This is a genomic window from Pseudomonas sp. Z4-20 (genome assembly GCF_051131955.1).
Taxonomy (GTDB): Bacteria; Pseudomonadota; Gammaproteobacteria; order Pseudomonadales; family Pseudomonadaceae; genus Aquipseudomonas; species Aquipseudomonas marvdashtae.
On the sequence record NZ_CP071641.1, the window covers coordinates 5,600,630 to 5,625,242 of the forward strand.

Sequence of the window (24,613 nt, forward strand, 5' to 3'; positions counted from 1 at the left end):
TCGTCTCGACGTCTATCGCCCGATATACTCGCAACCTTGCGACACTCTGTAAGGGGTTGCTGTGCGAAAACGTCGTTGGTGATGTAGTCAAATCAGCCGGTTTCGCAGAGTTTCCCTTTGGCACGCCTTTACGAAAAACGTGACGAACGTGGCATGTTCGGGCTGAATCGTTTTTTCAAAGACGGCTATTCACCTGAAAGACAAGACAGAGTTACGGGTCAGAGGCCCCTTCGGCATGATAGAGCTCGAACAAGAAGATCCAATTCCGCAAGGCGACCTGGCCTTGCAAATCACCGCGCTTCCTCGCGACACCAACGGCTTTGGCGATATTTTTGGCGGCTGGCTGGTGTCCCAGATGGACCTCGCCGGCACCGCGATGGCCAGCAAGGTTGCCGGCGGACGCGTGGCGACCGTGGCCATCGATCGCATGGCCTTCCTGGTGCCGGTGGCCGTCGGCGCGCAGCTGTCGTTCTATACCCAGGCCCTGGAAATTGGCCGCAGCTCGATCCAGATGATGGTTGAAGTCTGGAGCGACGACCCGCTGTCCAGCGAATGGCGCAAGGTCACCGAAGCGGTGTTTGTATTCGTCGCGATTGATGGCAGTGGTCGCACCCGCTCGGTTCCGCCACGCGCCCGTTAAACACGGCGACCGTTTTGCGGTCCATTGCAGTTCATGTTCCTGAACGAGATTTGCCAGATGCCTACGCCTAACGTCGAAGCCGTCAAACTGGATGAACTGAACGGTTGGCGCATCCGCCACGGTCAGGCCGAGTTGCTGGTGGCCCAGCAAGGCGCGCATGTCCTCAGCTATCAAGTGGACGGCCAGCCGCCGCTGATCTGGCTCAACGACCAGGCCACGTTCAAGACCGGCAAGAGCATCCGCGCCGGCGTTCCAGTGTGCTGGCCGTGGTTCGGTAACCTGACCCGCAACCCTGACAGTGTCCAGGCGATGCGCGTCAGCAACGAACCGGCCACGGCCCACGGCTTGGTGCGGGCGATGGATTGGGAACTCAAGGGCATCGAAGCCGAGGGCGAAAGCCTGAAGATCGAATTCGTCTTGCCCTACCCGGAAAACGGCCTCTCGGGCTGGCCCCACCACGTGGACCTTACGCTGGCGATCGTGATGGACGAGCAACTGCACATCCGCCTCACCAGCCACAACCGTGGCAGCGAAACCGTCAGCCTCAGCCAGGCGCTGCACAGTTATTTCGCTGTCAGCGATGTGCGCAATGTGCATGTCGACGGTGTGGATGGCTTGAGCTACATCGAGACCCTGGACGATTGGAAGACCCACGCCCAGGCCGGCGATCTGCATTTTGCCGGCGAAACCGACCGGATCTATCTCGATACTCCGCCGACGCTGAGCATCGTTGACCCACACTGGCAGCGACGCATCGAACTGACCAGCAGCGGCTCACGCTCGGCGGTAATCTGGAACCCCTGGACCGAACGGGCCAAGGCCTTCAGCGACATGGCCGACGATGGCTGGCAGCGCATGCTGTGCATCGAGACCGCGAACGTGATGGACGATGTAGTGACGCTATTGCCGGATGCCAGTCATACCCTTGGCGTAAGCATCCGCAGCAAGCAGCTCTAAGCCAGGCCAATTCATGTAGGAGCGAGCCTGCTCGCTCCTACAGTGAGCGTATTACAGGCCTACAGATCCGCCTCCTGCACCACCCTCACTTTTTGCGCCTCCATCGCATAGGCTGCGCTCGCCAAGTCGTTATCGACCTTTTCGATCTTCAGCGTGCCGGTCACCCACAGCGGTGCGTAGATATCGTCCAGCTTCACACCCTTGGGATAACGCACCAGCACCAACTGATTGGGCGGCGGAGGCGGGACGTGGATGCAGGCCCCCGGATAAGGCACGAGGAAAAACAGCGTGCTGCGGCCCTTGGCGTCGGTTTCCAGCGGCACCGGATAACCGCCCAGGCGGATGTGCTTGTCGTTCATCGACGCCACGGTCTTTGCCGAGTACATCACCGCCGGCAAGCCTTTGCTTTGCTTCAGGCCACCCTTTTCGGTGAACGTGCCGTTGGCTTCGGGGGAGTTGTGGTCAATCTCGGGCATGGCCTCGAGAGCTTTCTGGTCCGATTTGGGCATCAGTTCGAGCCAGTCGGTTTCGGGCAGCTCGGCGGCGTGGGCCAAGCCACTGCCCAGCAGAAGGAGGATAAATACTAGACGGCGCATGAAGTGGCTCGGCAATGAGTGATAAATGAAACGCCGGGCAGTTTAGCCCTCTAAGCGCGCCGCGCAGAGAGGGCTTTGTCACGTTTGATCAGTTTCTTTTGATCAGGCCGTAGATCACCAGCAACACCACGGCGCCCACCAGGGCACCGAGGAAACCAGCGCCTTCGCCGGCCTGATAGATACCCAAGGCCTGGCCGCCGTACGTGGCCGCCAACGAACCGCCGATACCGAGCAGGATGGTCATGATCCAGCCCATGCTGTCATCGCCCGGTTTGAGGAAGCGCGCCAGCAGGCCGACGATCAAGCCGATTAAGATGGTTCCGATGATTCCCATGGCATTTCCCTCTGGTTGAATAGCTATGCCAAAGCCTAGTCAGACTTTGGCACCTTGCCATGAGAGAAGCCGGCCGACGAATGGTTCAAAGAATGTTTCGGATTAATGCTCGGCGATCAACGTCTCGACCTTGATGATCTGCTGGGCCAGCGTGGCCCGGTCGGCGCAACGCAGGTTGGCATGACCGACCTTGCGACCCACTTTGAAGGCCTTGCCATAGTGATGCAGGTGGCAGTCGGCAATCGCCAGGACCTTCTCGGTATCCGGCACTTTGCCAATGAAGTTCAGCATCGCGCTTTCACCGACCTTGGCCGTCGAGCCCAGCGGCAGCCCGGCCACCGCCCGCAGGTGGTTTTCGAACTGGCTGCACTCGGCGCCTTCGGTGGTCCAGTGCCCGGAGTTATGCACGCGCGGGGCGATTTCGTTGGCCTTGAGGCCACCGTCCACTTCGAAGAATTCGAACGCCATGACACCCACATAGTCGAGCTGCTTGAGCACTCGGCTGGAGTAATCTTCGGCCAAGGCTTGCAGCGGATGGTCGGTGCTGGCGACGGACAGCTTGAGGATGCCGTCTTTGTGGGTGTTGTGCACCAGCGGGTAGAAGCGCAGTTCACCGTCACGAGCACGCACGGCGATCAGCGAGACTTCACCGGTGAACGGCACGAAACCTTCCAGCAGGCAGCCAACGCTGCCCAGTTCGGCAAAAGTACCGGCGACGTCTTCGGGGTTGCGCAGGACCTTCTGACCCTTGCCGTCGTAACCCAGGGTACGGGTCTTGAGCACGGCCGGCAGGCCAATGGACGCGACCGCGGCGTCCAGGTCGGCCTGGGACTGAATGTCAGCGAAGGCTGGTGTCGGGATGCCCAGGTCCTTGAACATGTTCTTTTCGAACCAACGATCGCGGGCGATGCGCAGGGCTTCGGCGCTCGGGTAGACCGGGACGAACTGGGACAGGAAGGCAACGGTCTCGGCCGGGACGCTTTCGAATTCGAAAGTCACCAGGTCGACTTCATCGGCCAGCTGGCGCAGGTGATCCTGGTCGCCGTAATCGGCCCGCAGGTGTTCACCCAGGGCAGCGGCGCAGGCGTCCGGCGCCGGATCCAGGAAAGCGAAGTTCATCCCCAGCGGCGTACCCGCCAAGGCCAACATGCGACCCAACTGGCCGCCACCGATTACACCGATCTTCATTCGTCAACAACCTCAGGCAATGCGTGGGTCTGGATTGTCCAGGACGCTGTCTGTCTGCTCAGCGCGGAATTTTTTCAGCACGGTATGAAACTGCGGATGCTTGGCCCCCAGGATACTCGCCGACAACAGCGCCGCGTTGATCGCGCCGGCCTTGCCGATGGCCAGGGTGGCAACCGGGATGCCAGCCGGCATCTGTACGATCGACAGCAGCGAATCGACACCCGAGAGCATCGACGACTGCACCGGCACGCCCAGCACCGGCAGGTGCGTCTTGGCCGCACACATGCCCGGCAGATGGGCCGCGCCACCGGCTCCGGCGATGATCACCTCGATGCCACGGGACTCGGCCTCTTCGGCGTACTGGAACAGCAGGTCCGGGGTACGGTGGGCGGACACCACTTTCACCTCGTAAGGGATGCCGAGCTTTTCCAGCATATCGGCGGTGTGGCTAAGGGTGGACCAATCGGACTTGGAGCCCATGATCACGCCAACCAGTGCACTCATCGTCGTGCCTCTTCTCTCTGGGCGCCCGCAGGCGCGTCAAAAAACAACAAGCCACGCGGGAAAACCAGCGTGGCTTGTTGTACGAATTATGGCCGATCCGGACCGGCCAAAGGCCGCGCAGTATACCGCAATGGAGCGGATAAACAGCCCCTGTCGCGACCACCTGTCACACACTGAAAAAGCCCCACTTCCTGACTTGAAAGTCAGCGCGCCGCGTTTCTATTCGTTACTACACATTCTGAAGTGCAACCAACGTTCAACCCATGCTTAAAAAGCTTTATAAAAACAGCGCACTGATCGCATGAACAAGTTGCCGAGAACTACGCCCACCGAACAAGGATGTTCAACTAATGAAAAACCAAATCACGATACTGGTCTGTCTACATGAAGACTTGAAAAGCTACGGCAAAGACAAACTTTACTCCGACTACTTTGTTTGGCTTAAGTCAGAACTGGAATATATTTCGCAGCGTGAAACTGTCATCCTCTTGAATCGGAGCCGGTTGCCCATTGAATTATCCACGTTCGACTACCAAGGCCAAGACGTGGGCGCAATTTTGAATTCATGGAAAAATGTCGCTGCGGATTGGCATTACACACGCGTCCGGTCGGGCAACTATGATCCGAGAATCACCAAAACGCTCCTGTTAACCAGAAACAACCTGAACAGGACGGTCGGCGGCGTTGCTCACCAAGGAGGAAGTTTCGCTATTTCATCTATTACATCCTTTCGCTTCCCTGCCCATGAGATAGGTCATATGTTCCACGCCACTCATGAGGATAGCGCCGTTGAGTATGACGGCTGGTGGCATGACTCGATCATGCTGACGGATAACTTCTCACACTTGCGTGGCAACACGTATCGTTACTCCGAAAAGAACAGGGACAACATGCGGCAGTATTTTAACCAGCTCAGATGAGCCCATCAGTCAGGTCTTGGTTGGCGGTGCAATGATTATTTATCAACCTATGGCGCTTGCCATACCGCCATCAAGCTTGCGCCACAGCAACCGCACATTGGCCTTGCGCACCAGGGCGCAGCGGTACAGGCGGATCTCCAGCGGCACGTGCCATTGCGTCCCGCCGCAGATCACCAGCTCCCCACGCTCCAGCTCGGCGCGTACGCTGAGTCGAGGCACCCAGGCGATCCCCAGCCCTTCCAGGGCCATGCTTTTCAAGCTGTCGGCCATGGCCGTCTCATAGACCGTGGTGAAGCGCAGCGCACGCTGGCGCAACAACTGGTTCACCGAACGTCCCAGGAAAGCCCCGGCACTGTAGGCCAGCAAGGGCACGCTGGCCTCGCCCTCCAGATCGAACAACGGCTTGCGGTCGGCATCGGCCGCGCAGACCGGGAGCATCTCGGTCTGGCCCAGGTGCAAGGATGGAAAGATCTCCGGGTCCATTTGCATTGCCGAGTCCGGGTCATAGAAGGCCAACATCAGGTCGCAGCCACCTTCACGCAAGGCATGCACCGCATCACCCACGTTGGTCGCGACCAGTCGCGTGGCGATGTTCATGCCTTCGTTGCGCAGCTGGGCAATCCAGCGCGGGAAAAAACCCAGCGCCAGGGAATGGGCCGCCGCCACCTGGATGACCTCACCCTGCCCGCCCTCCAGATGATGCAGATGCCGCAACACTTCGCCCAATTGCTCGACCACCGTGCGCGCCGTCACCAGGAACAGCTGTCCCGCCGCGGTCAGTTCGATCGGCGTACGGGAGCGGTTGACCAGCGTCAACCCCAGCGCCGCCTCCAGGCTGCGGATCCGCCGACTGAAAGCCGGTTGCGTGACAAAGCGGCGCTCGGCCGCCTGGGAAAAACTGCGGGTCGCGGCCAGGGCACTGAAGTCCTCAAGCCATTTGCTTTCAAGATTCATCTTCGTCCTCCGAAGGACGCACCAAAACAGGTCACACGTTCGCCGAGTCGTCGGCGTCACACGCGCATTATGCCGAATATGCATAGGGCAGTGTTTAACAGCATTGGCCCAAATTTTCCTGAAAGCCTAGGATTCACAGCGTTCCGGCACAGACCGGGTCCTTATTGAGATGATTTCCATCATGTCCTCCGCTGCATCATTCCGCACAGAAAAAGACCTGCTTGGCGTACTCGAAGTACCGGCGCAAGCGTATTACGGCATCCAGACCCTGCGAGCGATCAACAACTTTCGTCTCTCCGGTGTCCCGATCTCGCATTACCCCAAGCTGGTGGTCGGTCTGGCGATGGTCAAGCAAGCCGCCGCTGACGCCAACCGTGAGCTGGGCCAACTCAGCGAAGCCAAGCACGCCGCGATCAGCGAAGCCTGCGCACGGTTGATCCGCGGGGATTTCCACGAAGAGTTCGTGGTGGACATGATTCAGGGCGGCGCTGGCACATCGACAAACATGAATGCCAACGAAGTCATCGCCAACATCGCGCTGGAGGCCATGGGTCACCAGAAAGGCCAGTACCAGTACCTGCATCCCAACAACGACGTGAACATGGCGCAGTCCACCAACGACGCCTACCCGACCGCGATCCGCCTGGGTCTGCTGCTGGGGCATGACGCGCTGCTGGCCAGCCTCGACAGCCTGATTCAGGCGTTCGCCGCCAAGGGCCAGGAATTCAGCCACGTCCTGAAAATGGGCCGCACACAATTGCAAGACGCCGTGCCGATGACCCTCGGCCAGGAATTCCGCGCCTTCGCCACGACCCTTGGCGAAGACCTGGCGCGCCTGAAAACCCTGGCGCCTGAACTGCTCACCGAAGTGAACCTGGGCGGCACCGCCATCGGCACCGGCATCAATGCCGACCCGCGTTATCAGGCCCTGGCCGTACAACGCCTGGCGACCATCAGCGGCCAGCCGCTCGTGCCGGCCGCGGACCTGATCGAAGCCACCTCTGACATGGGCGCCTTCGTGCTCTTCTCCGGCATGCTCAAGCGCACCGCAGTCAAGCTGTCGAAGATTTGCAACGACTTGCGCCTGCTGTCCAGCGGCCCGCGCACTGGCATCAATGAAATCAACCTGCCGGCCCGCCAGCCAGGCAGCTCGATCATGCCCGGCAAGGTCAACCCGGTGATCCCTGAAGCGGTCAATCAGGTCGCGTTTCAGATCATTGGCAACGACCTGGCGCTGACCATGGCGGCCGAAGGCGGCCAGCTGCAACTGAACGTGATGGAGCCGCTGATCGCTTTCAAGATCTTTGACTCGATCCGCTTGCTGCAACGGGCCATGGACATGCTGCGCGAGCACTGCATCGTCGGCATCACCGCCAACGAAGCGCGCTGCCGTGAACTGGTCGAGCACTCGATCGGCCTGGTCACCGCCCTGAATCCGTACATCGGCTATGAAAACGCCACTCGCATCGCCCGTGTCGCCCTGGAAAGCGGCCGCGGCGTGCTGGAACTAGTGCGCGAAGAAGGTTTGCTCGACGACGCCATGCTCGACGACATCCTGCGCCCGGAAAACATGATTGCTCCGCGTCTGGTCCCGCTGAAAGCTTGATCGACGCGACCACTGCTCACCAGGTCGAGGGACTAGACACCTCTCACCTTTTGAGGGCTTGGGGACTCGTTCCCCAAGCCCTTTTTTTTAACAAATGACTGCAAGCAAGACAGAACCTGTAGGACCGAGCCAGCTCGCGATAAACGACGACACGCTGCCGTTGTAACCCGCGTCGCCCGCCGTCGCGAGCTGGCTCGGTCCCGCAAGAACCTGACCGATAGGCCAGGAGCAACAAAGGTCCGTTTCGTCGTACGCACCACAACTGTGCAGACGGGCGTCGCACTGATAGGTATAGTGCCGCCCCTCTTCGCATGAGTGGTCGTCGTCAACGAGGCCTCAACAACATGCGAAAACCGAACTAATAACAAACCCGCGAAGTGGACCGGGACGAAACATCGCCTGACCTGTCGAGCCGCCTGCGGACCGATGTAACACGATGTTTCCAAATGGCCAGCATTTGCTTAAACAAAAAACAGCGAGGAATACTCATGCTCGAAGTCATCAACGACTTCCTCTCAGGGAAAGTGCTGATCGTGCTCATTGTCGGGCTCGGTGGCTACTTCACGATCCGCTCGCGTTTCGTCCAGTTCCGTCATTTCTTTCATATGTTCGCGGTGTTCCGTGACAGCCTGAAAAGCAGCACTGACCAGCTCAGCTCCTTCCAGGCCTTGATGCTCAGCCTGGCCGGCCGTGTCGGCGCGGGCAACATCGCCGGTGTCGGCATCGCCGTGACCCTCGGTGGTCCCGGTGCGGTGTTCTGGATGTGGGTGACCGCGCTGGTCGGCATGTCCAGCAGCTTCTTTGAATGCTCCCTCGGCCAGCTCTACAAGCGCTGCGACTCCGAAGGCCAGTTCCGTGGCGGCCCGTCCTATTACATCCAGCACGGCCTGCAGAAACGCTGGCTGGGCATGATCATGGCGTTCCTGCTGCTGATCACCTTCGGCTTCGCCTTCAACGGCCTGCAAGCCCACGCCGTCACGCACTCCCTGAACAACGCCTTCGGCTTCGATACCACCTATACCGGCCTGGGCCTGGCGGTGCTGTTGGGCCTGGTGTTCATCGGCGGAATCAAGCGCATCGCCAAGGTTGCCGACCTGCTGGTACCGGTCAAGACCCTGGCATACATCGCCGTGACGCTCTACGTGATAGTGCTGCAATTCGAACATGTACCAGGCATGCTGGCGACGATCGTCAGGAGCGCCTTCGGTCTGGACCAGGCCTTTGGCGGCCTGATCGGCAGCGCCATCGTCATGGGCGTCAAGCGTGGCGTGTTCGCCAACGAAGCCGGCCTGGGCAGCGCGCCTAACGTGGCGGCCGTGGCGTCGGTGGAGCACCCGGTCGCGCAAGGCGTGGTCCAGGCGTTCAGCGTTTTCCTGGACACGTTCGTGATCTGCACCTGCACCGCGCTGCTGATCCTGCTGTCGGGTTTCTACACCCCAGGCTTCGAAGGCGACGGCATTGCCCTGACCCAGAACTCCCTGGCGGCCGTGGTCGGCGACTGGGGCCGGATATTCATCTCCGTGGCCCTGTCGTTGTTCGTGTTCACCTCGATCCTCTACAACTATTACTTGGGCGAAAACAACCTGCGCTTCATGCTCGGTGAAAACCGCAAGGCGCTGATGGCCTATCGCGCCTTGGTCCTGGGGCTGATTTTCTGGGGCGCCATCGAGAACCTCGGCACCGTGTTCGCCTTCGCCGATATCACCATGACGCTGCTGGCGTTCGTGAACCTGATCGCGTTGTTCCTGCTGTTCAAGGTCGGCATGCGCATCCTGCGCGACTACGACGACCAGCGTTCGGCCGGCATCAAGGTTCCAGTTTTCGATTCCAGCAAGTTCCCGGACCTGGACCTGGACCGCAACGCCTGGCCAGCGACCCCGTCGGCACCGGTTGCCGAATCTGGAAACGCTCCGGCAAGCCTGGCTGCAGCGCAACGCTGATCAACAGTCTGTTTGAAAAAAACCGGGCGCATCCCCTGCGCCTGGCGTGACACAGCACAAGGTCGGCGTCATGCTCGGCCTTATGTTGCGGCAGCGAGTGAAGCTGCTGTTTTCGTCCTCGGAGAACACCCATGAATGCCTCGACCTATCCCGCCGCCCAGCACGTCATGGTGCTCTACACCGGCGGTACCATCGGCATGCAGGCCAGCGCCAACGGCCTGGCCCCGGCATCCGGTTTCGAAGCGCGGATGCGCGACTACCTGCACAGCCAGCCCGAACTGGTTATCCCGCAATGGCGCTTCCGGGAGATGTCGCCGCTGATCGACAGCGCCAACATGACCCCGGGCTACTGGCAGCAACTGCGCGAAGCGGTGGTCGATGCCGTCGACGTACAGGGCTGCGACAGTGTCCTGATCCTGCACGGCACCGACACCCTGGCCTACAGCGCCGCCGCCATGAGCTTCCAGTTGTTGGGCTTGCACGCGCGGGTTTGCTTCACCGGTTCGATGTTGCCCGCCGGCGTGAACGACAGCGACGCCTGGGAAAACCTCAGCGGTGCGCTGGTCGCCCTCGGCCAAGGCCTGGCGCCGGGCGTACACCTTTACTTCCACGGTGAACTGCTGGTGCCGACCCGCTGCGCCAAGGTGCGCAGCTTTGGTCGCCATCCGTTCAAGCGCCTGGAGCGCCAGGGTGGCGGCATCGAGGCCACGTCGCTGCCGGCGCAGTTGAATTACAACCAGCCGAAACAGTTGGCAAATGTCGTGGTGCTGCCATTGTTCCCTGGCATTGCCGCCGAGGTTATCGATGGCTTGCTGGGCAGCGGCATCCAGGGCCTGGTGTTGGAATGCTACGGCAGCGGCACCGGTCCGAGCGACAACCCGGCCTTCCTCGCCAGCCTGGAACGGGCGCGGGACAACGGCGTGGTGGTCGTGGCGGTCACTCAATGCCATGAAGGCGGCGTCGAGCTGGACGTGTACGAAGCCGGCAGCCGCTTGCGTGGCGTCGGCGTTCTGTCCGGCGGCGGCATGACCCGCGAGGCGGCGTTCGGCAAGTTGCACGCGTTGATCGGCGCGGGTTTGCCGGTGGATGAGGTTCGGCGGTTGGTTGAGCTGGATCTGTGTGGTGAGCTGGTCTGATTCAAATCTGCAACGCATGACAAAAACCGTTCGGCATACAACTTGCTCCGTTTCCAGTCCCCAAAGGCTGGAAACGGACCATGCTTCATTCCCACCTCACTACCCTCAACGCTGTCTCTTTGGTGCTCAACGCCTTCAAGAACGAAGGCTTGCCCAGTGACGCATTGTTGGCCGGCAGCGGCATCAGCGCGGCGGACCTGAGCCGGGCCGACACCCGCATCACTACCAACCAGGAGATGCAGGTCTGCGCCAGCGCCGTGGCCCTCAAGCGCGACATTGGCCTGGAACTGGGCCGCAACATGCACGTTTCGTCCTACGGCATGCTCGGATACGCCCTGCTCACCAGTGCCACCTTAGGTGACGCTTTGCGCCTGGCGCTGCGTTATCCGGCGCTATTGGGAACACTCTTCGAACTGGCCCTGGAAGACGACGGCCAGCACATCTGGCTCAGCGCCAGCGACTATCGAGAGAACCCGGCCCTGGCGGTGTTCAACGCCGAGTTCTGCATGGTCTCGCTGAAGGTGATCTGCAACGACCTGCTCGGCCACCCGCTGCCCTTGCGCGCGGCGCGGTTCCAGCATTCGGCACCGGATTATCAAGAACGCTACGGCGCGCTGTTCGAATGCCCGGTGCGCTTTGACTGCATCGACAACGCCTTCGCTTTCGACCGCCACTGGCTGGAACAGCCCCTGCCTTTGGCCGACCCGATCACCCATCACGCCATGGTCGAACGCTGTCGCCGGCAGAACACCGAATTCACCGGACGCCAGGCCTGGCTGGGCCGGATCCGCCAACTGCTTGCCGCGCAACTGGACGCCGCGCCGGGTCTCGAAGGCTTGGCCGAACACATGAACTGCTCGGCGCGCACGCTGCGCAGGCACCTCAAAGACCTGGGTTGTAGCTATCAGGAACTGCTCGATGAACTGCGTTTCGAGCGGGCCAAGCAGATGCTCTGCGAGGATCAACTGCCAATCTACCGGATCGCCGAACTGCTCGGCTTCAGCGAAACCGCCAGTTTTCGCCATGCGTTCGTGCGCTGGAGCGGCGTGGCGCCGAGTCAGTTTAGGCCGTGATCCGCGTTGGTTTCAACACGATCCCCGTGGCGAGGGAGCTTGCTCCCGCTCGGTTGCGCAGCGACCGCAAAGTTTTAGGGCCGCTTCGCAGCCCAGCGGGAGCAAGCTTGTGTCTTTAACTGAGGTAATGTCAGAGATGAGAGGGGTGAATGGCAGCTGATGAGCAGCGGTGCCTTTTGAGCACGTGAGGGAGCCAAGCTGCCATCCACTCTTTTCACTCTGGTTCCAAGCTCGAACAGTTGACTGAGTCCGACCTCGAACAACAAGCGTGAGCCAGACCAGAGTGACCTCTCGCCCCTAAGCCTAGAGGTTTTACTCATGACTGCCTACGCCGGAATTGATGTGTCCAAAGCCACTTTGCAAATCGCGCTATTTCCCCAGGCAGGCGAACTGAGTGTGCCTAACACCGCCGAAGGGCTCGCCAAACTGGCTGGCTGGCTTGCTGAGAGACAGGTTGTGCGTGTTCTAGTTGAAGCGACAGGCGGCTATGAAAAGCTGTCGGTGCGGCTGCTAGCCAAGACCGGTTTTAAGGTTCAGCGAATCAACCCGGTTCGCGCTCGCCAGTTTGCGCAGGCTATGGGCAAGCGCGCTAAAACCGATCCCATTGACGCGCGAATGCTGGCGACGTTTGCTTCGGCCTTGGAGGAAAAAAACTTCATTTTCCCCGATGAGGCCCGCGACAAGCTTACCGAGTTGGTTAATCAGCGTGATGTCTTCATCCAGCAACGGGACGATAACCGGCGCCGTATTCAACAAGCGCAAGAGGCAGACGTGTTGGATGCTTATAGGGAACTCAATGCCAAACTCAAAGAGATGATCGCCGCCGCGGATAAGCGTATAGCCGCGCAAAGCCGGCAAATCGATGCCGAACTAATGGAGCGTTTGCGCTCGATCAAAGGGGTTGGCCCGGTGACCATCAGCAGCTTGTTCTGCTACCTGCCAGAATTGGGAGACCTGAGCCGTGGACAGGTCGCAGCGTTGGCTGGTGTAGCCCCCTATAACAACGACAGCGGGGCCAAGCGAGGTGTTAGGCGCATCTATGGAGGGAGATCAAGGCTACGTCGAGCGGTGTACATGAGCACTTTGGTTATGGTCCGCCACAACGATGATTTCAAAAACCGTTATGCCCGCCTTCGGGCAGCGGGAAAATGCTCAAAGGTAGCGTTGGTTGCGTGTATGCGTGTGTTGTTGATCAGGCTGAATGCCATGGTTCGGGATGGAAAACCATGGCAAGACCAACCTGCCAGCCGTTAGTCGGAGGAGAAGTTAAAGACAGTTGGCTCCCTCGCCACGGGTTGAGAGGCGCGTCTGACAGATTCTTCAGCCCTCGAACGCCGAACCACGCATCCTTGCGCCTTTGCCTACAACTACGCCAGAATCCGCCGGCTTGTGCGCCTTGCCCCCGAGCCCCTATCGTCTCCTTGTCGCTGACATCAGCGAACGGGCTTGGCGGCCCGGTTGACGAAAGGCGCACCAAACCCTTCAGCAGTCATTGCGGTGCTTCTGGCATCGGCATTCTTTATGACGGGTTGCGCAAGGATCCCCTCGGGGATACCGGGTGCCTTTCGTTCCGGTCCGCCAACCTTGTGTAATCCGTCACCCCTTCTGCTTGGCGGCAGACGGTGACGGTTCCTCATACGAAAGGAGCTTCACCATGTTCAAAATCACCCCGAACCCACCGGAAGCTGATCCAAACTCTCCCTATCTGGACGGCCTCAACGCCAAGAGGCTCGACGAAGCCGCCAAGCGCGCGCTGGACTATTACCTGGCGCCCAAACCGGACAAGCCCGAAGAAACCCCACAACCCGGCCAGCTATTCACCGTTGTAAAAGACATGGACAACGAATGCCTGCTGGCCAACCTCAGCGAAACCCTGGCTTCAGCTGATGCGATGGTCAACAAACTTGCTTTCGACCTGGAAGGCTCACACCGGCACTTCCTTCTTGGCATCCAGCAACTGATCGAGCTGAGCTCGCTGCTGGCGAATCGAGTGTTGGATAACGTCGATCCACGATAGCCGCCACACCGCAACCCACTGTGGTGAGGGAGCTTGCTCCCGCTGGGCCGGGCTGGCGCTCCAGCGCGTAGCGGCTCCAAAAGCGACGACTGCTTCGCAGCCGAGCGGGAGCAAGCTCCCTCGCCACGGGTTCCAGGGTGGCCCTGAACCTCACTCATGCCCTAAACCCGCTCATACCCGCGCCAATAAGGGGCGATTTACGGTCAAATCTTTTGGCCATTTCGATCCCCTTTTGGCCTCTCCTGCCGTTCTCCGAAACGCCGCGCGCCGCAAGACTGTGTTTCAGCGAATCAGCCCTGCGGAGAACAAAAATGCTGACGATCTACTCGGACGATCACCACCTGCACCATGGACGCTGCGAGTTGATGGATGGGCAATTGATGCCCTGCTTCGAAATGCCCTCCCGGGCCGACCATGTGCTGGACCGGGTCAAGACCCAAGGCCTGGGTCCGGTCAGAGCACCTGAGGATTTTGGCCTGGGGCCAATCCAGCGCATCCACACCCCGGCGTATCTGGAATTCTTCAAAGGCGCCTGGGACCGCTGGACCGAATTCAAACGCGACGGTGATCTGCTGCCCTATACCTGGCCGGCCCGTACCCTGCGCCCCGTCATCCCGACCAGCCTGCACGGCCAGCTCGGTTATTACAGTTTCGACGGCGGTGCACCAATTACCGCCGGGACCTGGCAAGCCGCCTACAGCGCCGCGCAAGTTGCCCTCACCGCCCAGGCCGAGATCCAGCGGGGTGCGCGCAGCGCCTTTGCGTTGTGCCGCCCACCGGGGCATCACGCCGCCAGCGACTTGATGGGCGGTTATTGCTACCTCAACAACGCTGCCATCGCTGCCCAGGCATTCCTTGACCAAGGCCGCAAAAAAGTCGCGATCCTCGATGTCGACTACCACCACGGCAATGGCACGCAATCAATCTTCTACGAGCGCAGCGACGTACTGTTTGCCTCGATCCACGGCCACCCGGAAGCCGAATTTCCGTTCTTCCTCGGCTATGCCGATGAGCGCGGCGAAGCCGCCGGCGAGGGTTTCAACTTTAACTATCCTTTGCCCGCAGGCTCCGGCTGGGACACGTGGAGCAACGCCCTTGAGCAATCCTGCGGCGAACTCCAACGCTACGACGCGGATGTCATCGTCGTCTCCCTGGGCGTGGACACTTTCAAGGACGACCCGATTTCGCAATTCAAGCTCGACAGCCCGGACTACCTGGCGATGGGCAAGCGCATCGCAGCGCTAAGCAAGCCAACCCTGTTCGTGATGGAAGGCGGCTACGCGGTGGCAGAAATCGGCATCAACGCCGTGAACGTTCTCGAAGGTTTCCAAAGCGCCCAATGAGGAATAACAGTATGAACAGACTCAAGCGTTTGATGGCTCCAGCCCTGTGCGCCGCGCTGCTGAGCGGCGTGGCGCAGGCCGAGGAGCGCACCCTGCGTGTCTATAACTGGTTCGACTACATCACGCCCAAGGCGCTGGATGATTTCAAGGCGCAGAACCCCCAAGTAAAACTGGTCTATGACATCTTCGATACCAACGAGGCCTTGGAGGCCAAGCTGTTGACCGGTAACGCTGGCTACGACGTGGTGGTGCCGTCCAACGTGTTCCTGGCCAAGCAGATTGAAGCCGGGGTGTTCCAGCCGCTGGATCGCAGCAAGTTGCCGAACTGGCACCACCTCGATCCCAAGCTGATGAAACTGATCGAAGCCAACGACCCGGGAAACAAGTTCGCCGTGCCCTACATGTACGGCACCATCCTGATCGGTTTCAACCCGGACAAGATCAAGGCTGCCTTGGGCGACAACGCGCCGGTGGACAGTTGGGACCTGATCTTCAAGGAAGAGAACATCAGCAAGCTCAAGCAGTGCGGCGTGGCGCTGCTCGATTCGCCGTCGGAGATCCTGCCCCTGGCCTTGCAGCACCTGGGCCTGGACCCCAACAGCAAGCAGCCGGCGAACTACGCCAAGGCCGAAGCGCTGATGATGAAGGTGCGCCCATACATCACCTATTTCCACTCGTCCAAGTACATGGCCGACATCGCCAATGGCGACATCTGCGTGGCGGTGGGCTATTCCGGCAGCTTTTCCCAGGCCGCCAACCGCGCCAAGGAAGCCAAGAACGGCGTGACCGTGGACATGCGCCTGCCCAAGGAAGGCGCGCCGATCTGGTTCGACATGCTCGCCCTCCCCAAAGGCGCGAAAAACCCGGACGATGCCTACACCTTCATCAACTACTTGTTGCAACCGCAGGTGATCGCGCCGGTGAGCGATTTTGTCGGTTACCCGAACCCGAACAAGGACGCCACCGAGATGGTCGACCCGGCGATCCGCGGCAACCCCAACCTTTATCCGACCGAAGCGGCCATGGCCACGCTGTACACGCTGCAACCCCTGCCCAGGGACGCCGAACGGGCGCGGACCCGGGCCTGGACGCGGATCAAGTCCGGCCAGTGATCCCAGGCACAGTTTCATTGCGTGTCGCACGGCGGCCTATACATAGTTACCACCTAGCCTGTCCCGCCAATCCCTAGCATCGAGAAACCCGAAGCCTTTTGGCTTCGGGTTTCCATGGATTGCGAGACAGGACTATTGAGATGACAGAGCGCGCTACAACCCCGGATCCGTCACCCGACGCCCCTCTACGGGACGCCATATTCAATCAGTTGCTTACGGGCCCCTCGTACCCAGAAGTGGCCGCCGAGCTTCTTCGGGATGCGCTGGTGAAGCTTTATCCCACGCTGGACATCGATCCACACACGACCGTCGTCGCCGTGCCGACCTGGCAGATTGTCGGGGATGACATCGTCGAGCTGCCCATTCGCTATGAGACCCTGGCCGCCATCATCGCCGCGCGCGTGGTCAAGGACGATTCGTCGCTGTTTATCGAAGGGCTGCATTACCTGACCCGGCTGCCCATCACCTTCCCCGAAGTGCACCTGCCGGTACGCATCGACCAGATTGGTCGGGTGATCAACGAACTGGTCCCCACCATATTGCCGGCCTACCAGGAAAAACAACTGGCCTACTGGAATGCTTCGCAGGGCGCTTCCGGTCCGCGCTGGCATGAGCTTTCGCGATCGCTACGCAAGCTATGGGACGTCAGCCGGATCGACGGCTGGACCACGGAAGAATGCAAGATGGCCAGACAGCTTTACTTGCATCCTGACGTACTAACTCGCAAAGGCCCTTATGACAGCCACGCCTACCTGGTCGACATTGAGGATGTCGACGGCGAAACAGTGCGGCGGCTGGAGGACAACTCGATCGCGTGTTGATCGGCCTGATCGACAATGAGGAAGTGATCCTTGCTCACTCCTTGCTCAACGGTTACCAGAAGTTCGAGTCGAGGGAGGCGTTGGGTCAGTCACTGCCGCCATACTTGGGACCCATGTCCAGCGGTAAAAAAATCCGTTGGCGGCTCTATGAGCCCGACGGGGACATCTTTGACAACAAGGCCTGCGGCGTCATCGCCATGCAGGTGAAGATCCTGGGTTCCGCCCATCTCCAGGGCGTTACGCCAGCCGACGCGGAGCCGCAACCTGGCACCGAGCGCTTGCAAGCCAAAAAGAGTTTTGGCGAAGCCTGGTTCGAACGACAAGTGCCCCCCTGGCTACAGGCCGCCTCGATATCGGACCAGACGTTGTTCGCCCAGTGCCTGAGAAACCTGTCCGCCCTGAGCAACGCCCATGCCGGCAAGACCTACCTGGACGACATTCCGTCCATCAAGGACTATGCATCGAGCGCCCTGAAAAAGCTGATGCAAGCCGAGCATGACGACGCTTCCACGCTGGATCCGCACAAGATCCAGATCGAGATACGCAGCCCAGTGCTCTGGGGCAGTTTCGTCGTACCCGGGCAAATCGACACCACCACGTTCAGCCTCGTTGAGCTTGCCCTGCAAAACCTGATTGCCCTTCCCCTGGGCAATAAATCCATCCGCTCGACCGACGACTCTGCGTTGCCCAAATGGATGACGGTCGAATACGTCGAGGGGTTGATCAGCCAAATCGACGTGGGTCGTGTCTATCCTGAACTGGTCAAGCAAAAGCTCCTCGACGACCCTGCTGAATCGGCCCGCCGCGAGCAGTTGTACATCGCGCAATTGCGCATTCAGCTGCCGATGCTGGCGCTGGAAAACAAACTCCGGGGCCAGGGCAACCTGAATGAACTGGGTGTGCGTTATGTCATGGCGCTGATGGACGCCGAACAAACCGAGCCGAATGTCGACGGGCAACGGGTCGTGATGCGCAAGCTGGCTTTCGTGCCGGAACTGCAGCTGACCCGCTCAGAAGACGTCGTGACCAATATGTTCGTGATCGGCCCGAAAGATCCGAGCGCCGGCCCATGCCTGCTTTATCGGCCCCTGCTTGAGCCACAGCTGAGCCAATTCCCGTCGTTCAGCAACCTGCTGTATGCCATCCGGCAAACGCCCTCGCTGCGCCAATCGGTGCTGGCCTGGCTGCCCGACGGCGTGCGCGAAACCTATAGCCGATACGTTTTTTCCGGGCCACTGCCTTCGCCCTGGACTGTCGTGGAGTTTGCGGTGGACCCACTGACCTCTTTCGCCTACAGCGGCCCCGTCAGCCTGGTCGAAGATCCCTTGGATTCGGACTTCATGCCGCTGTTGTTCAAGGCCAACGCCAACGCCTTGGTCGAACTCGCCGACCGCCAATCGGTTTCCAACAGCGAAAGCCGCTGGGAGACGTTCAAGCAGACGGGTTGGTTGATTTTCAACCTGGCGCTGCCCTACCTGGGCTCCACGGTGGGGAACGCGGTCTGGCTCTGGCAGATCCTGGATGACGTTGAAAAGCTGACCGAACGTGACGAGGCGTCCGACAGCCAGGCCAAATGGCAGACCTTCGTCGATCTGCTGTTGAACATGGCGTTGGCCACCCTAAACGTCGCCATCGAGCAAACCCGCAAAACCGGACGCGGCCGCCGGACCGAGGCACCGGAGGAGGTGCTTGCCCAGCCCAGGCCGCCCAAACCTGAACTCATCATCGAGAAGCTCGCGTCCGTGACCCACGCGGCGCTGGCAGTTGAGCGCTATGAGACCGTCCATACCAGCGGCGCCTTGATGAGCAAGTCATGGGAAAGCGGGAAACTGCTGGAAACCTTCAGCATCGAGGCCCCCAAAAACCTGGGGCAACCCAAGCTCGACGGCCCAACCAGAGGCTTATATGAGCAAAATGGCACGTGGTACGCGAAGGTCGCGCAGACATGGTTCAACGTCAATGTGACAGGGGACCAGGCGGTCATCATCGACGCCAAGCAGCCCTCGCGCATGGGACCTGCGCTGTGGCTCGATACGGGCGGCCAATGGCACATCGAGACTCGCTTGCAGCTACGCGGCGCCGGCTCCAAAGGCGCCCGGCAACAAGTCGTCTCCCAGGCCAGACGTCGCAGCATCCAGCTGATGGCCGAGCTGAACCAGTTCGAAGAGCGAAAAACCCAGGATCAAAAACAGCTGACCATGGAGGCACAAGCATTCGATAAAGCAACGGGCACGGCGAGGGAGGCCCGGCGCGACGAATACGTCAATACGCTGAAGACCCAGCGAGAACGTTATGAAGAAGCGTTGAAAATACTCACTGAATGGCCGGTGTTCCAATCCCGGGCCGACAGCCCGCGAACCCGACTCGGCTACCTGAATGCCCAGGTCAATTTCACCTTCGTCGAAATGGAGGCGCTGGGAGAACGCTTCGCCCCGGCCATGATAGCCGCGATGGACATGATTACGTCCGGCGTGGAAGTGCTTGAACAGCAGCACGTCGATGCCGCCGAAAACATGATCAAGACCAGCGACGACATGATCGAACGGCTGGACTACATGGAGACGCGATTTGCCGAGCTCAAGCAACTGGGGCGCGAAGGTTTTGGCTTCGTCCGCCAGCATCGGCGCAAGATGCCGGTGTTCAACAGCAACGACCTACGGCTGATCCAACTGGACATGTACCGCCACCTTTGTCTTTCACTCGAAAGCGTCAGCACGATGCCCGAAGGCTGGGCGGAAATTAACCAAGTGGTCGACAATGCCACGGTTGCGTTCCAAAGCCTGATCGACGCCGTCGACGAGCGCAGCGTGATCCGGCTGGACGAACAGATCAACGCGTTCGGCAGCCTGACCGAGCAGTTCACCGCGATCGCCGAGCACTTGGACTACCTGGGCACCGAATACGCAGGCAGCGCCAGCCCCGGACAAATCAATCGCATGCGCGCCCGGATCATCGGGCTCAAGAAGCGAACACTGGGTCATTTGGCCCGCGCCCTCGATGAAAGAAGCAACCGGCGCACTATCGGCAGCCCTTATGAGGAGCGTCCAAGGCCCAGGAAACGCTTTATCAGGGCACGCTACTGGGGCCTGATCAGTGGCGAGCCTCGTCTATCGAACCTGAGGGAAGAAACCGATTGGGTCGACGTGAAAAACCCATTCTCGGATGCGACCATCGCCTCGTTCCACCGCAAGGAAACCGGCGAATGGGTGCCTCACGTAATGCCCAGCCGCCCCCTCACCGTCCCTGTCCTGGCCACCAGCATCAGCAAAGGCCAGGCGCTGATCGACGGACTGCCGGCGTTCAAGGCGCAGCTGGAAAAAGACCTGAAGCGCCCCCACCGAACGCCAGCCGGAATCGGCATGATCATCAATGCTCATGCAGGTCGAATGGAGAAAGTCGGCAATGCGATCGATAAGGCACTTGAACAGGCGGAAGGTGTTTCCACCAACGAAACGACTGAAACCCCGGCCGACGTGCGACGCGCGGCTGAATCGTTGCGCAAGCAACTCACGCTCGAATCCCAGGCCCTCTACGCGCTGGAGTTCCAGACCGTGCTGAACATCATCAAGCAAAGCCCGCCAACCATGGAAGGCATCATTTGGCTGAAGGACCGCAACCAGATCACCATCACCAAGCAGCTCAACCGGCAACGCAGGAAAACGCCGCCTTATGGCTACCTCGACCGGTACCAGATCAAGGATCGCAAGACCAATAAGACACTCTGGTTCGCGGACTTCCGCTATTCGACGGATTGGGTGCCTGCCCGCACCTTCCTTTCGGCGCGGTTGAAAACCTTGGAGCAAATCGACCAGGTGGTCACCGATGCCTCGACCCGGGAGTTGGATCAGCGTCAACTGATCGCGCTTTATCGCAGCGAAATCGCTGTGGACCAGGCCCAGCAGGTATTTTTTCCCAAGGAAAAAACCTAGGCATCGGACCGGGGCATCGATCAATGCCCCCCGCCTCAGCCTTTCCAGACTTTCGCCAGGCTCGCCAGGGCGATGGCGATCGCCGCTGGCGGGACGGCGGCAAAGCCCAGCACAAGCCCGGCACTGATCGTCGACGGTGCCGTGCCGGGCAGCCAATAACTGCTCAATCCGTTGATTTCCACGCCGACGCTGGTCGCTTGTGCGACCAGCTCACGCTCACGCTCGGGGCTGTCCACCGGCACCGTGACGTGCAACCCCGCCACGACCGAAGGCAGCGGGCCGACGCCCGGCACAGCCTTGGGCCATCCCGTCAACAGCGCATCACGCCGGGCCAGGGCAGCCCGTCGCATGCGCCGGATGTGCCGCTGGAAATGCCCGGCGGCCATGAATTCGGCCATCACCGCCTGGGTGCTGACTTCGGAATGACGCACGTCCACGGCCCGCCGTCGCGCAAAAGCATCCACCAGGCCGGGTGGCAGCACCAGGTAGCCCAGGCGCAACGCCGGGAACGCGACTTTGCCGAACGTCCCGACGTACAGCACACGGCCCTGGCGATCCAGCGCCGCCAATGGTGCCAGCGGCGCGCCGCTGTAGCGGTATTCGCCGTCGTAATCATCCTCGACGATCCAGCCGTCATTGCGTTCGGCCCAGGCCAGCAGCTCCAGTCGCCGCGCCAGGCTCATGACCACCCCCATCGGGTACTGATGGGACGGCGTGACGTAAGCGAGCCGACAACCCTCAAGTCTGCCGAGCGCGCTGCAGTCGAGGCCTTCGCTGTCGACGGGCACGCCACGCACATCGGCACCGGCGACGGCAAACGCGTGCCCGGCGGCGCGATAGCCCGGGTTTTCAATCGCCACCCTGTCGCCAGGGTCCACCAGCAGCTGTGCACAAAGGCTAATGCCCTGCTGCGCGCCGCTGGTGATCACAATTTGCTCAGCGGTGCACTGCAACCCACGGGAGCTGCGCAGGTAAGCGGCGATCAGACTGCGCAATCGTGCATCGCCCTGGGAATCGCCATAACACAGCTGCTGCAGATCCGGTTTGCGCCAGAAAGCCGCGTTCAGCTTGGCCCATACGTCGAATGGGAATAGATCGAACGCCGGAACGCCGACCCGAAACGCTTTGGGCGGCCCGCTGGGAGGCTGGGCCAAATGATGCTTTTCGAGCCGCTCCAGCGCACCGCTGTGGATAACTTTGCTGGATGGAATCACAGGTAAATCGAGCCATTCTGTGGATAACCCTGTGGGTAAGCCTGTTGAAAACCCTGTGGACAATTTTGTGGATATGTTTTTCAGCGGCAAGACCGAGGAAGAGAGTTTCGCCACATAAGTGCCGTCGCCAACCCGTCCCTCGATGAAACCCTCGGCATAGAGCTGGTCGTAGGCCCGCACGACGCTGTTACGGGAAATCGACAAGGCCGTTGCCAGGTCCCGGCTGGCCGGCAGCCGCGTACCGCTGGCCAGCCGCCCGTCCAACACGCGGGCGCGCAAGGCCTGGTAAAGCTGGCGGCTAAGCCCCTGGCCGCGATCGAGCTCGATGCCAGCGGGGTTGAAGGACAGTGGCGGCACGGCGTTGTGCATGACATCCCTCGTGAATGGACCTATCGAATTGGCCTGAAGTGGCTCTTACAACAGACCAATAGCCTGCCTAGGATGCTCGCATTCGCCAAGGAAAATCATCATGTACAATCCCAAAGCCTTTGCCGTCGAAGACCTGCCCCAACTGCACCAAATCATCGGCGATTGCCGCCTGGCCGTATTGGTCACCCACGGCGAACACGGCTTGCAGGCCAGCCATCTGCCGCTGTTGCTGGACACGCAGCAGGGGCCGAACGGCAGCCTTTACGGGCACATGGCCCGGGCCAATCGACAATGGCGCGATTTGGAAGCCGGGGCCCAAGCCCTGGTGATATTCGTCGGTGCCGATGCCTACGTCAGCCCAGGGTTGTACCCGAGCAAGGTCGAACACGGCAAAGTCGTGCCGACTTGGAACTACGTGGCCGTCCACGCGTACGGCAGCGCCGAGGTATTCAGCGACGCCCAGCGCCTGCGCAACCTGGTGGGCGCCCTCACCGACCGCCACGAAAGCGGCCGCGAGCAGCCGTGGAAGATCGATGACGCACCGGCCGACTACATCGACAGCATGCTCAAGGCCATCATCGGCTTCGCCCTGCCCATCCAGCGCCTGGAGGGTAAACGCAAAATAAGCCAGAACCGCAGCCCCGAGGACGCCGCCGGGGTGCGCAACGGGCTTGCCGCCAGCCCCGATGCGCAGGACCGCGCCCTCGCCGACCTGATGCCTGAAAAATCGTCCAAGGAGTGAACATGAGCCAACTCGACATCCGCCGCGTCAGCGCCGACGATCACGCCGCCTGGCTGCCGCTGTGGCAAGCCTACCTGCGGTTCTACAACACGGAACTGCCGGACGCGGTCAGCCAAAGCACTTGGCAGCGCTTGCTCGATGAGCGTGAACCGACCCATGCTGCCCTGGCCTGGAAGGGCCACACGGCGGTGGGCCTGGTGCACTTTATCTATCACCGGTCGAACTGGAGCATCGAGAACTCCTGCTACCTGCAAGACCTGTTGGTGACGGAACAGAACCGGGGCAGCGGTGTGGGTCGCCAGCTCATCGAGTTTGTCTACGCCACCGCCAAGGCCGATGGTTGCTGCAAGGTGCACTGGTTGACTCACGAAACCAACGAGACCGCGATCCAGCTCTACGAGCGCATCGCCGAACGCCCAGGCTACATTCAATTTCGCAAAGCCCTGTAAGGAGCACAGCATGTCGACTTCACTCGCCGATTGGAAAGGTGTCCCTGCGCCCTCTGCGCAGTGGCTCGAAGGGCGTTTCATCCGCCTGGAGAAACTCGACCCGGCCCGGCATGCCGACGGTCTGTGGCAAGCCCTTGAAGGCCCAGGCGCCGACCCGAAACTCTGGGATTACTTGCCCTACGGTCCGTTCAAGGAACGCGGCGCGTTCGATGCCTGGCTGAACAACCACGCCGCCAACGCCGACCCGTATTTCTTCAGCGTGATCGACCGCGCCAGCGGCGACGTGCAGGGCATCCTCAGCCTGATGTCCATCGTCCCGGCCCAAGGTCGCATCGAGATTGGCCACGTGACGTTCGGCGCGCCGATGCAGCGCTCGCCCAAGAGCACCGAGGCGGTCTATCTGCTGGCCAAGGAGAGTTTTGCCTTGGGTTACCGTCGCCTCGAATGGAAATGCAACGCCGCCAATGCCCGCTCCAAATATGCCGCCGAGCGACTGGGCTTCACCTTTGAGGGAGTGTTTCGCCAGCACATGGTGGTCAAGGGACAGAACCGCGACACCGCGTGGTATTCGATGCTGGATTCGGAATGGCCAGACATCGGCGCCGGCTTCGAGCGCTGGCTGAGCGAGGAAAACCAGCGCGAGGGTGGCCAAGTGCGAAGCCTGGCGCAGTGCAGAGCGTGATTTGATCCAGTAGCCACACGAGCTGACTCGTCGCCCTGTTTGCCAGGGCAACGAGACTGCTCGCCAGGGTCATGATTCAACCGTCAG

The 24,613-nt window shown here is 60.6% G+C and carries 22 protein-coding genes; 16 read left to right on the plus strand and 6 right to left on the minus strand.

Annotated elements, in window-relative coordinates:
- Positions 1-235: 235 nt before the first annotated feature.
- A complete protein-coding gene (locus J3P82_RS25450; protein WP_030139126.1) occupies positions 236-640 on the plus strand; it encodes an acyl-CoA thioesterase in 405 nt (134 codons plus the stop codon).
- A gap of 57 nt (positions 641-697) precedes the next feature.
- Positions 698-1,597 (plus strand): D-hexose-6-phosphate mutarotase, encoded by a 900-nt coding sequence (locus tag J3P82_RS25455; protein ID WP_434559560.1) that lies wholly within the window; start codon positions 698-700, stop codon positions 1,595-1,597.
- Between the two features lie 59 nt (positions 1,598-1,656).
- Here the strand turns inward: J3P82_RS25455 and J3P82_RS25460 are convergent, their stop codons facing one another.
- From J3P82_RS25460 to purE, 4 genes are all read right to left on the minus strand, one after another.
- Positions 1,657-2,193: a DUF3299 domain-containing protein gene (locus J3P82_RS25460; RefSeq protein ID WP_434559562.1), complete on the minus strand. Its 537-nt coding sequence runs from the start codon at positions 2,191-2,193 to the stop codon at positions 1,657-1,659.
- Between the two features lie 88 nt (positions 2,194-2,281).
- Complete coding sequence (locus tag J3P82_RS25465) at positions 2,282-2,527, minus strand: GlsB/YeaQ/YmgE family stress response membrane protein (protein WP_186633148.1); 246 nt, start codon at positions 2,525-2,527, stop codon at positions 2,282-2,284.
- Positions 2,528-2,629: 102 nt separating this feature from the next.
- Positions 2,630-3,715 (minus strand): 5-(carboxyamino)imidazole ribonucleotide synthase, encoded by a 1,086-nt coding sequence (locus tag J3P82_RS25470; RefSeq protein ID WP_434559564.1) that lies wholly within the window; start codon positions 3,713-3,715, stop codon positions 2,630-2,632.
- A gap of 12 nt (positions 3,716-3,727) precedes the next feature.
- On the minus strand, positions 3,728-4,219 hold the full coding sequence (gene purE, locus J3P82_RS25475; RefSeq protein WP_003187060.1) for a 5-(carboxyamino)imidazole ribonucleotide mutase: 492 nt from the start codon (positions 4,217-4,219) through the stop codon (positions 3,728-3,730).
- A 350-nt stretch (positions 4,220-4,569) separates the two neighbouring features.
- Between purE and J3P82_RS25480 the strand changes: the two genes are divergently transcribed.
- Positions 4,570-5,139 (plus strand): hypothetical protein, encoded by a 570-nt coding sequence (locus J3P82_RS25480; RefSeq protein WP_434559566.1) that lies wholly within the window; start codon positions 4,570-4,572, stop codon positions 5,137-5,139.
- A 42-nt stretch (positions 5,140-5,181) separates the two neighbouring features.
- Here J3P82_RS25480 and J3P82_RS25485 read toward each other — a convergent pair whose 3' ends face one another.
- Complete coding sequence (locus J3P82_RS25485) at positions 5,182-6,093, minus strand: LysR substrate-binding domain-containing protein (RefSeq protein WP_434559568.1); 912 nt, start codon at positions 6,091-6,093, stop codon at positions 5,182-5,184.
- 181 nt (positions 6,094-6,274) lie between these two features.
- Here J3P82_RS25485 and aspA point away from each other — a divergent pair, with 181 nt between their 5' ends.
- From aspA to J3P82_RS25535, 10 genes are all read left to right on the plus strand, one after another.
- The gene (gene aspA, locus J3P82_RS25490) at positions 6,275-7,699 is read left to right on the plus strand and encodes an aspartate ammonia-lyase (protein ID WP_434559570.1); all 1,425 of its coding nucleotides are present in this window, start codon (positions 6,275-6,277) and stop codon (positions 7,697-7,699) included.
- Between the two features lie 488 nt (positions 7,700-8,187).
- Positions 8,188-9,639 (plus strand): alanine/glycine:cation symporter family protein, encoded by a 1,452-nt coding sequence (locus J3P82_RS25495; protein ID WP_434559572.1) that lies wholly within the window; start codon positions 8,188-8,190, stop codon positions 9,637-9,639.
- A 131-nt stretch (positions 9,640-9,770) separates the two neighbouring features.
- Complete coding sequence (locus J3P82_RS25500) at positions 9,771-10,775, plus strand: asparaginase (protein ID WP_434559574.1); 1,005 nt, start codon at positions 9,771-9,773, stop codon at positions 10,773-10,775.
- An 80-nt stretch (positions 10,776-10,855) separates the two neighbouring features.
- On the plus strand, positions 10,856-11,848 hold the full coding sequence (locus tag J3P82_RS25505) for an AraC family transcriptional regulator (protein WP_434559576.1): 993 nt from the start codon (positions 10,856-10,858) through the stop codon (positions 11,846-11,848).
- Between the two features lie 318 nt (positions 11,849-12,166).
- Positions 12,167-13,102 (plus strand): IS110 family transposase, encoded by a 936-nt coding sequence (locus J3P82_RS25510; RefSeq protein WP_434557345.1) that lies wholly within the window; start codon positions 12,167-12,169, stop codon positions 13,100-13,102.
- Between the two features lie 400 nt (positions 13,103-13,502).
- On the plus strand, positions 13,503-13,865 hold the full coding sequence (locus tag J3P82_RS25515; RefSeq protein WP_434559578.1) for a DUF6124 family protein: 363 nt from the start codon (positions 13,503-13,505) through the stop codon (positions 13,863-13,865).
- Between the two features lie 311 nt (positions 13,866-14,176).
- Positions 14,177-15,208 carry a histone deacetylase family protein gene (locus tag J3P82_RS25520; RefSeq protein ID WP_434559580.1) on the plus strand — a complete coding sequence of 344 codons (1,032 nt, stop codon included), beginning with the start codon at positions 14,177-14,179 and terminating at the stop codon, positions 15,206-15,208.
- A gap of 11 nt (positions 15,209-15,219) precedes the next feature.
- Positions 15,220-16,320 carry a polyamine ABC transporter substrate-binding protein gene (locus tag J3P82_RS25525; protein WP_434559582.1) on the plus strand — a complete coding sequence of 367 codons (1,101 nt, stop codon included), beginning with the start codon at positions 15,220-15,222 and terminating at the stop codon, positions 16,318-16,320.
- Positions 16,321-16,460: 140 nt separating this feature from the next.
- Positions 16,461-17,141 carry a hypothetical protein gene (locus J3P82_RS25530; RefSeq protein WP_434559584.1) on the plus strand — a complete coding sequence of 227 codons (681 nt, stop codon included), beginning with the start codon at positions 16,461-16,463 and terminating at the stop codon, positions 17,139-17,141.
- The gene (locus J3P82_RS25535) at positions 17,135-21,070 is read left to right on the plus strand and encodes a dermonecrotic toxin domain-containing protein (protein ID WP_434559586.1); all 3,936 of its coding nucleotides are present in this window, start codon (positions 17,135-17,137) and stop codon (positions 21,068-21,070) included. The genes J3P82_RS25530 and J3P82_RS25535 overlap by 7 nt, the downstream gene beginning before the upstream one ends.
- 35 nt (positions 21,071-21,105) lie before the next feature.
- Here the strand turns inward: J3P82_RS25535 and J3P82_RS25540 are convergent, their stop codons facing one another.
- On the minus strand, positions 21,106-22,653 hold the full coding sequence (locus tag J3P82_RS25540) for a PLP-dependent aminotransferase family protein (RefSeq protein ID WP_434559588.1): 1,548 nt from the start codon (positions 22,651-22,653) through the stop codon (positions 21,106-21,108).
- Positions 22,654-22,753: 100 nt separating this feature from the next.
- On the opposite strand from J3P82_RS25540, the gene J3P82_RS25545 reads away from it, so the two are divergent.
- The 3 genes from J3P82_RS25545 to J3P82_RS25555 are packed head-to-tail and all read left to right on the plus strand — an operon-like array spanning position 22,754 to position 24,526.
- A complete protein-coding gene (locus J3P82_RS25545) occupies positions 22,754-23,395 on the plus strand; it encodes an FMN-binding negative transcriptional regulator (RefSeq protein ID WP_434559590.1) in 642 nt (213 codons plus the stop codon).
- Positions 23,396-23,397: 2 nt separating this feature from the next.
- Positions 23,398-23,844, plus strand: coding sequence for a GNAT family N-acetyltransferase (locus tag J3P82_RS25550; protein WP_434559592.1), 447 nt, complete (start codon positions 23,398-23,400; stop codon positions 23,842-23,844).
- 10 nt (positions 23,845-23,854) lie between these two features.
- Entirely contained in the window at positions 23,855-24,526 is a 672-nt protein-coding gene (locus J3P82_RS25555) for a GNAT family N-acetyltransferase (protein ID WP_434559594.1), read from the plus strand.
- Positions 24,527-24,613: the final 87 nt, after the last annotated feature.

Coding starts and splice junctions, on each gene's coding strand:
- J3P82_RS25525 (WP_434559582.1), top strand. CDS start 15,220: ATGAACAGACTCAAGCGTTTGATGGCTCCAGCCCTGTGCGCCGCGCTG.
- J3P82_RS25450 (WP_030139126.1), top strand. CDS start 236: ATGATAGAGCTCGAACAAGAAGATCCAATTCCGCAAGGCGACCTGGCC.
- J3P82_RS25500 (WP_434559574.1), top strand. CDS start 9,771: ATGAATGCCTCGACCTATCCCGCCGCCCAGCACGTCATGGTGCTCTAC.
- J3P82_RS25455 (WP_434559560.1), top strand. CDS start 698: ATGCCTACGCCTAACGTCGAAGCCGTCAAACTGGATGAACTGAACGGT.
- J3P82_RS25555 (WP_434559594.1), top strand. CDS start 23,855: ATGTCGACTTCACTCGCCGATTGGAAAGGTGTCCCTGCGCCCTCTGCG.
- J3P82_RS25485 (WP_434559568.1), bottom strand. CDS start 6,093: ATGAATCTTGAAAGCAAATGGCTTGAGGACTTCAGTGCCCTGGCCGCG.
- J3P82_RS25550 (WP_434559592.1), top strand. CDS start 23,398: ATGAGCCAACTCGACATCCGCCGCGTCAGCGCCGACGATCACGCCGCC.
- J3P82_RS25460 (WP_434559562.1), bottom strand. CDS start 2,193: ATGCGCCGTCTAGTATTTATCCTCCTTCTGCTGGGCAGTGGCTTGGCC.
- aspA (WP_434559570.1), top strand. CDS start 6,275: ATGTCCTCCGCTGCATCATTCCGCACAGAAAAAGACCTGCTTGGCGTA.
- J3P82_RS25495 (WP_434559572.1), top strand. CDS start 8,188: ATGCTCGAAGTCATCAACGACTTCCTCTCAGGGAAAGTGCTGATCGTG.
- J3P82_RS25510 (WP_434557345.1), top strand. CDS start 12,167: ATGACTGCCTACGCCGGAATTGATGTGTCCAAAGCCACTTTGCAAATC.
- J3P82_RS25515 (WP_434559578.1), top strand. CDS start 13,503: ATGTTCAAAATCACCCCGAACCCACCGGAAGCTGATCCAAACTCTCCC.
- J3P82_RS25530 (WP_434559584.1), top strand. CDS start 16,461: ATGACAGAGCGCGCTACAACCCCGGATCCGTCACCCGACGCCCCTCTA.
- J3P82_RS25540 (WP_434559588.1), bottom strand. CDS start 22,653: ATGCACAACGCCGTGCCGCCACTGTCCTTCAACCCCGCTGGCATCGAG.
- J3P82_RS25520 (WP_434559580.1), top strand. CDS start 14,177: ATGCTGACGATCTACTCGGACGATCACCACCTGCACCATGGACGCTGC.
- J3P82_RS25465 (WP_186633148.1), bottom strand. CDS start 2,527: ATGGGAATCATCGGAACCATCTTAATCGGCTTGATCGTCGGCCTGCTG.
- J3P82_RS25505 (WP_434559576.1), top strand. CDS start 10,856: ATGCTTCATTCCCACCTCACTACCCTCAACGCTGTCTCTTTGGTGCTC.
- J3P82_RS25470 (WP_434559564.1), bottom strand. CDS start 3,715: ATGAAGATCGGTGTAATCGGTGGCGGCCAGTTGGGTCGCATGTTGGCC.
- J3P82_RS25480 (WP_434559566.1), top strand. CDS start 4,570: ATGAAAAACCAAATCACGATACTGGTCTGTCTACATGAAGACTTGAAA.
- purE (WP_003187060.1), bottom strand. CDS start 4,219: ATGAGTGCACTGGTTGGCGTGATCATGGGCTCCAAGTCCGATTGGTCC.
- J3P82_RS25545 (WP_434559590.1), top strand. CDS start 22,754: ATGTACAATCCCAAAGCCTTTGCCGTCGAAGACCTGCCCCAACTGCAC.